The 12818-nt window shown below is 62.9% G+C and carries 13 protein-coding genes; 5 read left to right on the top strand and 8 right to left on the bottom strand.

All coding sequences use genetic code 11. The features are described 5' to 3' along the window. The first annotated feature begins 4 nt into the window (after nt 1-4). Nucleotides 5-388, top strand: a complete 384-nt coding sequence (locus D8676_RS12595) for an SET domain-containing protein-lysine N-methyltransferase (RefSeq protein ID WP_121581246.1) — start codon at nt 5-7, stop codon at nt 386-388. A gap of 6 nt (nt 389-394) precedes the next feature. Here the strand turns inward: D8676_RS12595 and D8676_RS12590 are convergent, their stop codons facing one another. From D8676_RS12590 to D8676_RS12575, 4 genes are all read right to left on the bottom strand, one after another. Continuing rightward, nucleotides 395-1345 (bottom strand): cytochrome c, encoded by a 951-nt coding sequence (locus tag D8676_RS12590; RefSeq protein WP_121581245.1) that lies wholly within the window; start codon nt 1343-1345, stop codon nt 395-397. 3 nt (nt 1346-1348) lie between these two features. Next, nucleotides 1349-1789, bottom strand: coding sequence for a cytochrome c (locus D8676_RS12585; protein ID WP_121581244.1), 441 nt, complete (start codon nt 1787-1789; stop codon nt 1349-1351). Between the two features lie 139 nt (nt 1790-1928). Continuing rightward, entirely contained in the window at nt 1929-2531 is a 603-nt protein-coding gene (locus tag D8676_RS12580) for a superoxide dismutase (RefSeq protein ID WP_121581591.1), read from the bottom strand. A gap of 96 nt (nt 2532-2627) precedes the next feature. Continuing rightward, nucleotides 2628-3506: a branched-chain amino acid aminotransferase gene (locus D8676_RS12575; protein ID WP_121581589.1), complete on the bottom strand. Its 879-nt coding sequence runs from the start codon at nt 3504-3506 to the stop codon at nt 2628-2630. A gap of 281 nt (nt 3507-3787) precedes the next feature. Here D8676_RS12575 and D8676_RS12570 point away from each other — a divergent pair, with 281 nt between their 5' ends. After that, on the top strand, nt 3788-4516 hold the full coding sequence (locus D8676_RS12570) for a L,D-transpeptidase (protein ID WP_121581243.1): 729 nt from the start codon (nt 3788-3790) through the stop codon (nt 4514-4516). A 16-nt stretch (nt 4517-4532) separates the two neighbouring features. On the opposite strand, the gene D8676_RS12565 is transcribed toward D8676_RS12570, so the two are convergent. Next, the gene (locus D8676_RS12565; protein ID WP_121581242.1) at nt 4533-6104 is read right to left on the bottom strand and encodes a helicase HerA-like C-terminal domain-containing protein; all 1572 of its coding nucleotides are present in this window, start codon (nt 6102-6104) and stop codon (nt 4533-4535) included. Nucleotides 6105-6300: 196 nt separating this feature from the next. On the opposite strand from D8676_RS12565, the gene D8676_RS12560 reads away from it, so the two are divergent. Together D8676_RS12560 and scpA are read left to right on the top strand one after the other, a co-directional pair. Further along, nucleotides 6301-7743 carry a methylmalonyl-CoA mutase subunit beta gene (locus D8676_RS12560; RefSeq protein WP_121581241.1) on the top strand — a complete coding sequence of 481 codons (1443 nt, stop codon included), beginning with the start codon at nt 6301-6303 and terminating at the stop codon, nt 7741-7743. Continuing rightward, nucleotides 7740-9869: a methylmalonyl-CoA mutase gene (gene scpA, locus D8676_RS12555; protein ID WP_121581240.1), complete on the top strand. Its 2130-nt coding sequence runs from the start codon at nt 7740-7742 to the stop codon at nt 9867-9869. The genes D8676_RS12560 and scpA overlap by 4 nt, the downstream gene beginning before the upstream one ends. 36 nt (nt 9870-9905) lie before the next feature. Here scpA and greA read toward each other — a convergent pair whose 3' ends face one another. Both greA and D8676_RS12545 read right to left on the bottom strand, forming a co-directional pair. Beyond that, entirely contained in the window at nt 9906-10379 is a 474-nt protein-coding gene (gene greA, locus D8676_RS12550) for a transcription elongation factor GreA (protein WP_121581239.1), read from the bottom strand. 90 nt (nt 10380-10469) lie between these two features. Next, the gene (locus D8676_RS12545; protein WP_121581238.1) at nt 10470-11477 is read right to left on the bottom strand and encodes an asparaginase; all 1008 of its coding nucleotides are present in this window, start codon (nt 11475-11477) and stop codon (nt 10470-10472) included. A 68-nt stretch (nt 11478-11545) separates the two neighbouring features. Here D8676_RS12545 and D8676_RS12540 point away from each other — a divergent pair, with 68 nt between their 5' ends. After that, entirely contained in the window at nt 11546-12286 is a 741-nt protein-coding gene (locus D8676_RS12540; protein ID WP_121581237.1) for a DUF3750 domain-containing protein, read from the top strand. A 22-nt stretch (nt 12287-12308) separates the two neighbouring features. Here the strand turns inward: D8676_RS12540 and D8676_RS12535 are convergent, their stop codons facing one another. Continuing rightward, nucleotides 12309-12806 (bottom strand): hypothetical protein, encoded by a 498-nt coding sequence (locus tag D8676_RS12535; RefSeq protein WP_121581236.1) that lies wholly within the window; start codon nt 12804-12806, stop codon nt 12309-12311. Nucleotides 12807-12818 lie beyond the last annotated feature (12 nt).

The raw sequence follows: 12818 nt of genomic DNA, 5'->3' as shown, positions 1-12818 counted from the left end.
ATCGATGCTCCTCGTTGACACCTATCTCGACAAATCGCGGATCCAGGGCATGGGTGTCTTCGCCAAGCACGCGATATCGAAAGGCGCCTTGGTCTGGCGGCTCGACGAACGTTTCGACCGGCTGATCGAAGTCGGCGTTTACGAAAGCATGGCTGGCCCGGTGAAGAACTATCTCGACCGATATTGCTATCCACGCCGCAGCGACCCACGCTTCATCGTCTTCGAGGCCGACGACGCACGCTACATGAACCATGCGGAGGAGCCGAATTTCGGTTTCCTCTCGGAGAACGAGGCGGTTGCGCTCCGCGACATCGCGGCCGGCGAAGAACTCACCTGCGATTACAACATCTTCTTCGAGGACGGCTTTGAGTTCCTCGGTGATCGCTGAGGCGTCTCAGCCGGACGGCTGGGTGCGGGCCGGATAGCCATTCGGGTGCGGCGGGACGCTTTTCAGATAGGCGGCGATCGCCTCCCGGTCAGCCGGTTGGAGCCGCGCCAGATTGCGCTGGACCTCGACCATTGAACCGCCCACCGAATCAAATTCGGGGGTGAAGCCGGTTTCCAGGTAGCTGGCTATGTCACTCTCCGACCAATCGCCGATGCCGCCATCCCCTGAGGTGATATTCGGCACGACGCCGTCGCCCTCCGCTGCGACCGCTCCGGACAACCAGCGCGCCTTGTCGGTGCCCCCGGCAAAATTCCGCGGCGTATGGCATTCACCGCAATGGCCTGGGCCTTCGACCAGATAGCGGCCCAGCCTGACGTCTTCCGGCGCATCGGAAGCAAGCGCGATCACCGGTTCGTCGCTGAGATAGAGGAGCTTCCACAGACCAATGCCACGGCGGATGCTGAAGGGAAACGACAGGCTGTGATCCGCCGCCTTGCCCGCAACCGGAGGCAGCGTCCTCATGAAGGCGTAGAGATCGGCTATGTCGGCCGGCTTCATCCGCGCGTAGGACGCGTAGGGGAAAGATGGGTAGAGGTGGCTGCCGTCGGGTGCTACCCCACGCATCATCGCGTTCGCGAAATCCTCCACCGACCAGTTGCCTATGCCGTCCTGCGGATCGGGAGAAACATTCGGCGTCACGAAGATGCCGAACGGCGTATTCAGTTGCAGCCCGCCGGCAAGTTCAAGCCGCGCTTCCCCTTCGGACTTCGGAGGCGCGTGGCAGGAGGTACAGCCGCCCGCCCAGAATATCCGCTCGCCGCGCGCCGCGTCGCCAGTGCCGAGTTCTGCAAGAGTCGCGGCATCGAGCTTTTCCGGCTCCGTCAAAAACAGAAAAGCGACCGCGCCGATGCCGCCAAGCACCAGCGCGGAACCAATCAGCTTTCGCCAAAGGCTCAGCGGTCAGCCTTTCTTGATGCGGAAAGTCTCGTGGCAGCCACCGCAATTGGACCCGACCACACCCATCTGGGCCTTGAGACCGTCGACATCCGCCGGGGCCGCAGCAACCGCCGCATCCGCATCCGACTTGAACTTGTCGATCGCCGCCTGGAAACCGGCGGGATCTTCCCAGATCTTCGGCGCTGACGTCGTGTCGCCACCTGTCTCGCTGCCCGCCGGCCAGAGCGTTGCCGGGTCCATCTTTCCGGCGTCCTCGCTAAGCCTGTTCAGGGCAGCCAGCACGATGGCCGCATCGAAGGCAGCCTCGCCTTTCACGATGCCGGTCAGTTCTTTCATCGCCTTGCCGTTGGCCTTCATCAAGGCTTGTCGATCAGCGATCGGATCGGCGAACGCGGCCGATGTCACCAGCGCCAAGGCTGAGATGGCGAATACAAGCTTTCTCATCAATCCCTCCGGATGGGCGTGTCATGTCGCAAGACGCTAACGAAAACGCGGCGCGGAAAAAGCCAAACTGCTCTTCACGGTTGCGTGATCACCTGCTATCGGGCAGAAAAAAGCCCCGGCGAACCGGGGCTTTTCGAGATCAGCCCTTGGCTGCCTCGTACATCTCCAGCACGTAATCCCAGTTGATCAGGCTGTCGACGAAGGCCTCGAGATATTTCGGCCGCGCGTTGCGGTAGTCGATGTAATAGGAATGTTCCCACACGTCGACGCCGAGGATCGGCTTGGCGCCGTGGACCAGCGGATTCTCGCCGTTCGGTGTCTTGGAGATGGCGAGCTTGCCGTCCTTCACCGAGACCCAGGCCCAGCCCGATCCGAATTGCGTGGTTCCGGCCGCCACGAAATCGGCCTTGAACTTGTCGTAGCCGCCGAGATCGCTGTCGACCGCCTTCTGCAGCGCGCCCGGCAGCTTGTTGCCGCCGCCGCCCTTCTTCATCCACTTCCAGAAATGGATGTGGTTGTAGTGCTGCGCGGCGTTGTTGAAGAGACCCGGATTGGAGCCGAAGGACTTCTTCACGACCTCTTCGACCGAAAGCCCGTCCATGCCGGCTTCGGCCGCAAGCTTGTTGCCGTTGTCGACATAGGCTTTGTGATGCTTGTCGTGATGGTATTCAAGCGTCTCCTTCGACATGTAGGGCTGCAACGCCTCGTAGTCGTAGGGCAACGCGGGCAATTCAAAAGCCATGGTCATACTCCTTCTTTGATAATACCCCGGCATCCGTGCCGGATGGTTCGCGAGAACGGCCGGTTCAACTTCCCCGGAATGCTTCAATCTAGGGCGCTAGGCCGCAGGCGTCGAATGAGCCCACTCCCAATAAAGCTCGCGCGCCTTCTTGGCCACCGGGCCCGGCTGCAGATGGCGGTCCTCGATGCGCGTCACCGGGATGATCTTGGAATGGTTACCGGTCGAGAAGATTTCATCCGCCTCCCGGAAATCGCGCACGCAAAGCGTCCTTTCCGAGGTCTGGAAGCCATAATCGGCGAGCAGCGATATGGTGCGCGCGCGGGTGATGCCGGAAAGAAACGTTCCATTCGGAGCCGGCGTCATCACGTGTCCGTCCTTGACCAGGAAAATGTTGGAGGAACCCGTCTCGGCCACATTGCCCAGCATGTCGAGCACGAGCGCGTTGTCGAAGCCGCGCATCTTGGCCTCGAGAATGGCCCTGCCATTGTTCGGATAGAGGCAGCCCGCCTTGGAATCGGTCGGCATGGTCTCGATGGTCGGCCGGCGGAACGGCGACACCGTGATCGAAAAACCTTCGGGCGAGATCATCGGCGATTCATAGAGGCAGAGGCAGAAGCGCGTCGACGCAGGATCGGGCGGCACGCCCATATAGCCGCCATGCTCGGCCCAATACATGGGTCTGATGTAAACAGCCGTGTTGCCGTCGAATCTCTTCAGCCCCTCCCATGTGAGGCCGATGATCTCCTCCTCCGTCATCGTCGGCTTCAGCCCGAGTGCGATTGCCGACGAATTCAGCCGTTTCGCATGAAGGTCGAGATCGGGCGCCACGCCTTCGAACCATCTGGCGCCGTCGAATACGCTGGACGCAAGCCACATGACGTGGCTGCGCGGGCCGATCAGCGGGACGTTGCCTTCGTACCAATCGCCTTCTGCATAGGTCCAAGTCGTCGTCTGCGCCGGAGTAGCCAAGGTCATCGGAGCATCCATATGTTCATGCCGCAGAGGCGGTTATGTCATTGTTTTCTCACCCGGCGTCAACGGGATTCAGCATGAATCGTTAAGGCCAGCCCGGGCAAACGGGCCGCCCGGTCAGACCTTGCGTTGCCAAAAAGCCACAAACGCGGACGATCACAGCTTTGCCTTTCTTTGCCCAAGCTGAAGCCCGATTTGGAACCTCTATCGCCCTGGTCGCTTATCGGGAACCGGATCTGGCCGGAAAAGCCGTCGCGTCAGTCAAAAAGAGCAAGAAAACAAAGATGTCATCACCTTCTTCCACGTCCGGCTTCGTCACGCGCCGTGGTTTCCTCAACCTTGCCGGACTAGGAGCTGCTTCCCTCGGCCTTTCGGCCTGCGCTACGTCCGGCACAGGCCCCTCCTATGCGGAGGCCCCGCCTCCGGCAGGCCCCGAAGCGCGCTATGGCAGCTACGTCACCATGTACGGCCCGGTCTTTGACGGCGGCTTCGAAATACCGGCCGTGCCGATCGAGCGCATGGATCCGAAATTCCTGAGGCAGGTGGTGCCCGACCCGACCGGCGAGCCGGCCGGCACCATCGTGGTCGATACGTCGCAGCACTTCCTCTACCTCGTGCTCGGCAATGGACAGGCGATGCGCTACGGCGTCGGGCTCGGCCGCGCCGGTTTCGAATGGGCCGGTCGCGCAAATGTGGAGTGGAAGCAGAGGTGGCCGAAATGGACACCACCGAAGGAGATGATCGGCAGGCAGCCAGAACTCGCGGAATATAGCGCGGAGAACGGCGGCATGCCGCCCGGCCTCAACAACCCGCTCGGCGCGCGCGCCCTCTACATCTTCCAGAACGGAGAGGACACGCTCTATCGCCTGCACGGCTCGCCGGAGTGGAATTCGATCGGCAAGTCGGTTTCGTCAGGCTGCGTGCGGCTGATGAACCAGGACATCATCGACCTTTACGATCGGGTACCTGGCCGCGCTCCCATTCTGGTCACGGGCGGGATCAGCATGTCCTGATAGTTCGAGCAGCCTGTCAGAAGCCCTTCTTCAGGCTGCCGAGGATACCCCGCACGATCGCCCTGCCGACCGAGGATCCCATGGAGCGGACAACCGATTTGACGGCAGCCTCGGCGACCGTCTGACGGTTCGAAGGACGCGGGGCTCGTGGACGCGGTTGCGGCTGGCGATCGCCGGAACGAGAGCCGCTTCCTTGCGGCCCGTCGAAATCGGGCAGCGTCCAGCGTGTACGACCGCTATCCTGCTGGTCACGGTCACTAGCTCGCTGCTCGGCATTCTGTGCGTCCGCAGCCTTCTTCTGCAGTATCTCGAAAGCCGATTCCCGATCGATAGGCTTTTCGTATTGGCCGGCGACAGGGCTTTCGGCCATCAGCTTTGCGCGCTCCTGCGGGGTGATCGGGCCAATTCGCGAGGCCGGCGGCCGGATCAGCGTGCGCTGAACCATGGACGGTATGCCCTTGGCCTCGAGCGTCGAGACCAATGCCTCGCCGGTTCCGAGCTGGGTGATCGCGGTCGCGCAATCGAAATCCGGATTGGGACGGAACGTGTCCGCCGCCGTCTTGACCGCCTTCTGCTCGCGCGGCGTGTATGCCCGCAACGCATGCTGGATGCGGTTGCCAAGCTGCGCCAGCACGGTCTCGGGCACGTCGAGCGGGTTCTGCGTGACGAAATAGACGCCGACGCCCTTGGATCGGATCAGGCGAACCACCTGCTCGACACGGTCGACAAGCACCCTGGGCGCCTCGTCGAAAAGAAGATGCGCCTCGTCGAAGAAGAAGACGAGCTTCGGCTTGTCCGGATCGCCGACCTCCGGAAGCACCTCGAACAGTTCCGACAGCAACCACAGCAGGAAAGTCGAATAGAGCCGCGGATTCATCATCAGCTTGTCGGCGGCCAGCACGTTGATCGCGCCGCGCCCGTCGCGCGTGGTGCGCATGATGTCGGCGATCTTCAATGCCGGCTCGCCGAAGAAATTAGCGCCACCCTGCTGTTCGAGAACAAGCAGGTTGCGTTGGATCGCGCCGACCGAAGGTTTGGTGACGTTGCCGTAGCGCGCGCTGATCTCGTCGGCGCGACCGGCGATGTTGGCGAGCAGCGCCTGCAGATCCTTCATGTCCAGCAGGAGCAGCCCTTCCTCGTCGGCGATCTTGAAGGCAATGTTCATGATGCCTTCCTGAGCCTCCGAAAGGTTCATCAGGCGCGACAACAGTAGCGGTCCCATTTCCGAGACGGTCGCCCGCACGGGGTGTCCCTGCTCGCCGAACAGATCCCAGAAGATCACCGGAAATTCTTGGAATTCATAGGGATCGAGCTTGATCGCCTCCGCTCGTGCCGTGAGGAAATCCTTGGGCTCGCCCATCATGGCGATGCCGGAAAGGTCGCCCTTCACGTCCGCGCAGAAGACCGGCACGCCTTGGTTGGAGAAGCCTTCGGCGAGGATCTGCAGCGTCACGGTCTTGCCGGTGCCGGTCGCGCCGGTAACCAATCCATGCCGGTTACCGTATTTGAGAAGCAGTTGCTCCGGCTCCTGATAGCTATCATCCGGCTTGCGGCTGGCCCCGATGAAGATGCTGGTGTCGTCCGCCATATATATTGCCTCTCCGCTGCTGCTTCGCGCGAACGCGGGCTCACGCGCCTCGTGAAACGTATAGTTGCGCCGCCGCGACGCCACAATGGCAAAGCTATGTCCCAAAACGGTCGCCAAGCCCCAACGCGTGTTGCGGCGCGGGTAAGCTGGCCTTACTGTCTGCGCCGCGCCGAAGCGGCGGCCACGAGGAAATGGAATGAACTTGACGAAAGTGCTCGGCGAAGCCGGTTTTCCGACGGCCAGCCGTGAAAAATGGCAGATATTGGCCGAAAAGGCACTCGCCGGAACCACGTTCGAAGACGCTCTTGTTTCGTGGACCGACGACAGCATCCGCATCGACCCGCTCTATCAACGAAACGCCGATGCCTCGCTGCTGCCGCGCCGAAATCCGCAAGCGCCATGGCTCGTCGTCCAGCGCATCGACGATCCCGATCCGGAGCGCGCCAACAGGCAGGCACTGGACGAGGTGGCGCAGGGCGCGACGGGCCTGTCGCTGGTGTTCGAAGGCGCGCCCAACGCATTCGGCTACGGCCTTCCGGCAACGCGCGACACGCTGGACACGGTGCTCGACGGCATTCCGCTCAACCGCATTCATCTCCGTATCGACGTACACCCGGCAAGCCGGGCGATGGCCGACTGGCTGGTCGCATATCTGACGAAGGTGCGCGCGGACCCGAGCAAACTCAGCCTGTCCTTTGGCATAGATCCGGCGGCGATCTTCGCCGGAACCGGACGCCTCTCCATGACGATCGAGGCGCTTCAGGCCTCCATGCCGCAATCGCTGGCGCACTTCTTCGCGCTCGGCATACCGGGCGTGCTCCTCGAGGCCGACGGCCGCGTCTTCCACAATGCAGGCGCAACGGAAGCGCAAGAGCTCGGCGCGACTCTCGCTTCGGCCGCCGCCCATCTCAGGCTGTTCGAGGATGCGCGGCAGGCGCTGGTTTATGCCGCGCCCCATATCGGATTTGCCGTCAGCGTCGATCAGGATCAGTTCCTGTCGATGGCCAAGGTGAGAGCCCTGCGCAAACTCTGGACGAGGATGCTGGAGGTCTGCTCGATCCCTCCTTCGGAGGCCTCGATCCACGCTGAAACCTCTTACCGGATGATGACGGCGGCCGACCCCGAAACCAACATCCTGCGTTCCACTATCGCTTGCTTCGCGGCCGCGACCGGCGGGGCGGATTCAATCACGGTCCTGCCGCATACGCTCACCCACGGCCTGCCGGCAGGCTTCGCACGCCGCATCGCCCGCAATGCGCAGCTTGTCATGGCGGACGAAAGCCATGTCGGCTTTGTTGCCGATCCCGCCTCAGGGGCAGGCGGCGTCGAGGCGCTGACCGATGCACTGTGCGGGAAGGCCTGGGACGAATTCCGGGCCATCGAAAAGGAGGGCGGCATTCTGAAGAGTCTCGCAGGCGGACACTTGCAGCGCCGTATCGCGGCCGCACGCGACGAGCGCGGCAGGCAATACCGCGACGGTGACCGGCCGATCATCGGCACGACTCTCCACCGGCTCGGCAAGGAAGAGCCGATTGAAACGCTTGTGGCCGACAAGCAGCCGATACCGACTGACGGCGCCGTCTTCTGCGAGCGGCTTGACGCCGTACGTCTGGACGAGCTTGTCGGAGGACAGCCATGATCCCCGATTTCAGCAGCATCGACTGGAGCGAGGCGCAATCGGAACCGCGGAAGATCGCGGGAGAGTTCTGGCGTACGCCGGAAGGCATCGCTGTGAAGCGGGCTTATGGCGCGAGTGACCTGTCAGGCCTGCCCACCCTCGACACGTGGCCGGGCATCGCGCCCTATGTCCGCGGTCCCTACCCCACCATGTATGTCCGCCAGCCATGGACGATCCGCCAGTATGCCGGCTTCTCGACGGCGGAGGAATCCAATGCCTTCTATCGCCGCAACGTCGCGGCTGGGCAGAAGGGGCTCTCCGTCGCCTTCGACCTCGCCACCCATCGGGGCTACGACAGCGACCATCCTCGCGTCGCGGGCGATGTCGGCATGGCCGGCGTGGCGATCGATTCCATTCTCGATATGCGCCAGCTCTTCGACAAGATTCCACTCGGCGAAATGACTGTGTCGATGACCATGAACGGCGCGGTGTTGCCGATATTGGCGCTCTACATCGTTGCCGCAGAGGAACAGGGCGTCGCGCAAAAAGATCTCGCCGGGACCATCCAGAACGACATCCTCAAGGAGTTCATGGTCCGCAACACCTACATCTATCCGCCAAAACCCTCGATGCGGATCGTCTCGGACATCTTCGCATACACCTCGCGGGAGATGCCGAAGTTCAATTCGATCTCGATCTCCGGCTATCACATGCAGGAGGCGGGAGCGACGGCCGACCTCGAACTCGCCTACACCATCGCCGACGGCATCGAATATGCGCGCGCAGGCCTGGCAGCGGGCCTCGGCATCGACGATTTTGCACCGCGCCTCTCCTTCTTCTGGGCAACCGGGATGAACTTCTTCATGGAGGTCGCAAAACTGCGCGCCGCCCGGCTGCTGTGGGCTGCCCTCATCCAGAAGAACTTTTCGCCACAGAACTCACGCTCGCTGTCACTGCGCACCCATTGCCAGACGTCCGGCTGGTCGCTCACCGCGCAGGACCCTTACAACAACATCGCCCGCACCATGATCGAAGCGATGGCCGCGACGCAGGGGCACACGCAGTCGCTGCACACCAATGCCTTCGACGAAGCGCTTGCCCTGCCCACCGATCATTCGGCGCGCATCGCCCGTAACACGCAGCTCATCCTGCAGAAGGAATCGGGCACGACCCGCATCATCGATCCCTGGGGCGGCTCGGCCTATGTCGAGCGGCTGACGCACGACCTGGCCGTACGCGCCATGTCCCATATCGAGGAGGTGGAGGCGCTCGGCGGAATGGCCGCAGCGATCGAGAAGGGGATCCCGAAAGCGCGGATAGAGGAAGCCTCCGCCCGCACGCAGGCTCGCATCGATTCCGGCGAGCAGATCCTCGTCGGCGTCAACGCCTGGGCTCCCCAGCACGACATCGAGGTCGACGTGCTCAAGATCGACAACGCCGAGGTGCGGGCCCGCCAGCTCGCCAAGCTGCAGATGCTCAAGGGTACCCGCGACGTCGCGGTCGTGGAGAAGGCTCTCGACGCGCTCACCGAAGCCGCGCGCAACGACACGGACAATCTCCTCGACTTCGCGATCCGAGCAGCGCGTGCGCATGCGACGGTCGGCGAGATATCGTGGGCACTGGAAAAAGTGTTCGGACGTCACACCGCTTCGGTCCAGACGATTTCAGGCGTCTATCGCAAGGAGCTGGGAGAAAACCCTACTGCCGACCGCGTTACGGCTAAGATCGAGGCCTTCGAGAAGAAGACCGGTTTTCGCCCGCGCCTTCTCGTTGCCAAGATGGGACAGGACGGCCACGACCGCGGCCAGAAGGTGATAGCCACCGCTTTCGCCGATCTCGGCTTCGACGTTACCGTGGGAGCGATGTTCCAGACCCCCGCCGAGATCGCGAAACTTGCCGTCGAGCGGGACGTCAACGTCGTCGGCGCCTCCTCGCTCGCTGCCGGACACCTGACGCTGGTTCCTGAACTCAGGGACGCCCTGCGCAAGCTCGGCCGTCAGGATATTCTGATCGTCGCCGGCGGCGTCATCCCGCCTCAGGACTACGAGGCGGTTCGACAGGCAGGGGCTGCGGAAATTTTTCCGCCAGGAACGGTTATCCCCGAGGCTGCTGAACGGTTGATGGATAGATTGCTGACCACCAGATAGGCTGAAGGGTGAACAGCCTGTCCCGCTGCGCGGCGATCAGTCGGCGCTCATCCCGACTATCTCCCATTCCTTGCCGTTGACGACGGCCACATCCCCGATCGTCTTGCCGAACAGCGCCCGCGCCATAGGCGAGACATGCGATACGCTGCCTTTTCCGGCATCGGCTTCATCCTCGCCGACGATTTTCCAGCTTTTGGAGTTCCCGTCGTCGTCTTCGATCGCAACGGTCATACCGAAGCGTACGACCTTGCTGTCGGGATCCGGCAGCGAGAGTTCGGCGCTCTCCCGACGCGCAACCCAGTAGCGCAGGTCGCGCGAGACTGTCGCGATGCGCTGCCGGTCCGATGCTGCCTCGGCCTTGGCCAGTTCCTGTCGCAGCGCGGCGATCTCGTCATCAACCTGCGCCAAGCCACGAGCCGTCACCAGGTTCCTGTGCGGACTTACCGGGCGCTCGCCAATATCGGCGATCGCATTCTCGTTGTCGTCTTCCCGTGTGAAAGCCCTGCTCATCGGTAGACCTTAGGTCAGTCTGGCGATGCAACTCAAGGCCGGGATGACCAGGTCTGCCTGAGCGTCAGTAAAACCAGGCTGGACTGACCTCTACCCGGTCAACGCCTCCGTCGGTCGCACGCTGCCGACAGGCACGCCCTTGCGGCTCGGTATGACCGGGCGCGCCAGTTCGTCGAGCCTGGCCGACAGAGCCTCGTCCGCGTTCAGCAATCGCGACAATACGGTCGCGACCATCGCTTCTGCGGCGCGGCCGGCACCGTCGTCGCATTTCAGTGCGATGCCAAGTCCGAGGTCCGGAACCGCCGCGCAATAAACACCTTCCGCACCGGTCTTGACGAAGATACGGCCAGGCGCCGCCTGCATCAGCGACAGATCCGCCGCATCCGACCCGGAAACGAAGAAGGGCTCGGCCATGCAGGCGGAAAGCAGGCGCTTCGCCGCCCTTGCCCTGTCGGCGGACAATCGCTCGCCTGTCGTCATCTTCGCAAAACCGAGCGCGAGGTTGCGGATCGGAATCGCATAGGTCGGGATCGAGCAACCGTCGATCGCAAAGTTGCCGGCACCGTGCGGCGCTTCCGTCACATTCTCCATCGCCTCGCGGATCGTCGCCTGGAAGGGGTGCTCGAAGGAGACATAGCCTTGATGCTCCAGCCCGATATGCGTGCATGTGCACAGAAAGCCGGAGTGCTTGCCGGAGCAATTGTTGTGCAGCGCGGTAGGCATCCCGCCGGACCGAGCCAACGCAATCGTCGCATCATGATTGCCTGGCCAGTGCGATCCGCACTCCAGCGCGCTTTCGTCCAGTCCGGCACCGACGAGCATCGAGCGTGCGAGTTCGACATGCGCGGCCTCGCCCCTGTGCGAGGCACAGGCCAGCGCCAGTTCCCTGTCGCCGAAACGCAATGCATCCGCCGCCCCGCTTTCCACCAGCGGCAGCGCCTGGATTGCCTTGACCGCCGAACGCGGGAAAACGGGCTGCGCGACATTGCCAATCTCGAGCAGAGCCCTGCCGGCTGCGTCGCAGACAGCAACCGCGCCGCGATGCACGCTTTCCACGTGTTCGCCACGCAGGATCTCGACGAGGACGGGATTGGCCATAATTCCACCTGAAATGCCGGGCGCCTTGAGAGGCTTACCGGCGGCAAACCATAAGGCAAGGGGTCCCCATGCGCTTGGTCAAGAACTTTGCTTTGGCCATCCTCCTCGTTTTCGTCATGCCAGCACTCGCCACGGCAGGCTGGTGGAGCACCCAGGGACATCCCGGCTCGTGGCGCAACGCCGACTGGTCGTCGTCGGGTATCCTTCCTCGCACGCCGTCAAAGGACGAGGCCGCCATCTATGTGCTGGCCGCCCGCACGGGCGGCTTCAAGGGCGCCTTCTCCTTGCACAGCTGGCTTGTGGTCAAAAAGCCGGGCTCAATCAGCTACGACCGCTATGACAAGGTCGGCTGGGGTTCACCGATCCGCCACAATACCTACGCCGCCGACGGCCGCTGGTACTCTAACGCACCCGAGATCGTCGCATCTGCCACAGGCCCCGAGGCTGCGCGGCTCATCCCTGAGGTTGATCAGGCAATAGCTGACTACCGCTACTCACATCGCGGTGATTACCGCATCTGGCCAGGGCCGAATTCCAACAGCTTTGTCGCGCATGTCTTGCGCAGCACACCCGATCTCGGCGCCATCCTGCCGCCGAACGCGACTGGCCGCGACTATGCTCCCGGCCTGTTCGCGGTGGATCTGGCTCCGGACTGGCGAGATATCCATGTCACGTTGGGAGGATTTCTCGGCTTCGCCGCAGGCGTGAGAAGCGGTATCGAATTCCACTTCGCAGGACTTGTCGCCGGCCTCGACCTCGCGAACCCTGCCGTCAAAATCCCTGCCTACGGAACAGTCCGCCTCTTCTGAGCGAAACAGCCGCGATGACGCCCTATTGGTCGAAGGCTTGAAACAGGACCTTGCGCAGCGTCTGATCCGGCTCGCCGTTGGCGACATTGGGGAAGAGTACGTCGTCGACCAGCAGCCGGTCGCCCTCCGCCACCAGTTTCAGCCTGTCGGTCCAGTTGGCCTTCGGCGTCTCCGGAAACAGGTAGTTCACCTCGACCTCGACGCGGCCGGGCTTCTGGTCGACCTTGCCGGCCTCGCAACCTTGCGCCAGATCGGGGAACGACTGGTATGGAATGCCGTCGCCGAAGGGCGGCTTCTCGTCGGGGGTGGCCTTGGCGATCACGTCGCTGCGCGCCTTCGCTTCGTCGATCGTCTTGGCCAGCGACGGCGTCAGCAGCGCAAGTGTCGCCGCCTCGTCGTCGGCAAGCCTGGCCTTGCAGAATGCACTGGCGATGGCGGACGGATCGTCTGCCGCCAGCGCATCGCCCGCAAACAACGCGGCCGACGTGAGCGACAGCGCGAACGAAACAGCAAACCGCATCGATTTCTCCAC

Source organism: Mesorhizobium sp. YM1C-6-2, assembly GCF_003666685.1.
Lineage (GTDB): Bacteria > Pseudomonadota > Alphaproteobacteria > Rhizobiales > Rhizobiaceae > Mesorhizobium_K.
Note: the sequence above shows the minus strand (reverse complement) of the source record. Positions and strands in the feature narration are given on the sequence as shown.

Bases quoted from the DNA above. Each gene is read 5' to 3' on its own strand.
- D8676_RS12595 (WP_121581246.1), top strand. From the start codon at position 5: ATGCTCCTCGTTGACACCTATCTCGACAAATCGCGGATCCAGGGCATG.
- D8676_RS12585 (WP_121581244.1), bottom strand. From the start codon at position 1,789: ATGAGAAAGCTTGTATTCGCCATCTCAGCCTTGGCGCTGGTGACATCG.
- D8676_RS12580 (WP_121581591.1), bottom strand. From the start codon at position 2,531: ATGGCTTTTGAATTGCCCGCGTTGCCCTACGACTACGAGGCGTTGCAG.
- D8676_RS12575 (WP_121581589.1), bottom strand. From the start codon at position 3,506: ATGACCTTGGCTACTCCGGCGCAGACGACGACTTGGACCTATGCAGAA.
- D8676_RS12570 (WP_121581243.1), top strand. From the start codon at position 3,788: ATGTCATCACCTTCTTCCACGTCCGGCTTCGTCACGCGCCGTGGTTTC.
- D8676_RS12565 (WP_121581242.1), bottom strand. From the start codon at position 6,104: ATGGCGGACGACACCAGCATCTTCATCGGGGCCAGCCGCAAGCCGGAT.
- D8676_RS12560 (WP_121581241.1), top strand. From the start codon at position 6,301: ATGAACTTGACGAAAGTGCTCGGCGAAGCCGGTTTTCCGACGGCCAGC.
- scpA (WP_121581240.1), top strand. From the start codon at position 7,740: ATGATCCCCGATTTCAGCAGCATCGACTGGAGCGAGGCGCAATCGGAA.
- greA (WP_121581239.1), bottom strand. From the start codon at position 10,379: ATGAGCAGGGCTTTCACACGGGAAGACGACAACGAGAATGCGATCGCC.
- D8676_RS12545 (WP_121581238.1), bottom strand. From the start codon at position 11,477: ATGGCCAATCCCGTCCTCGTCGAGATCCTGCGTGGCGAACACGTGGAA.
- D8676_RS12540 (WP_121581237.1), top strand. From the start codon at position 11,546: ATGCGCTTGGTCAAGAACTTTGCTTTGGCCATCCTCCTCGTTTTCGTC.
- D8676_RS12535 (WP_121581236.1), bottom strand. From the start codon at position 12,806: ATGCGGTTTGCTGTTTCGTTCGCGCTGTCGCTCACGTCGGCCGCGTTG.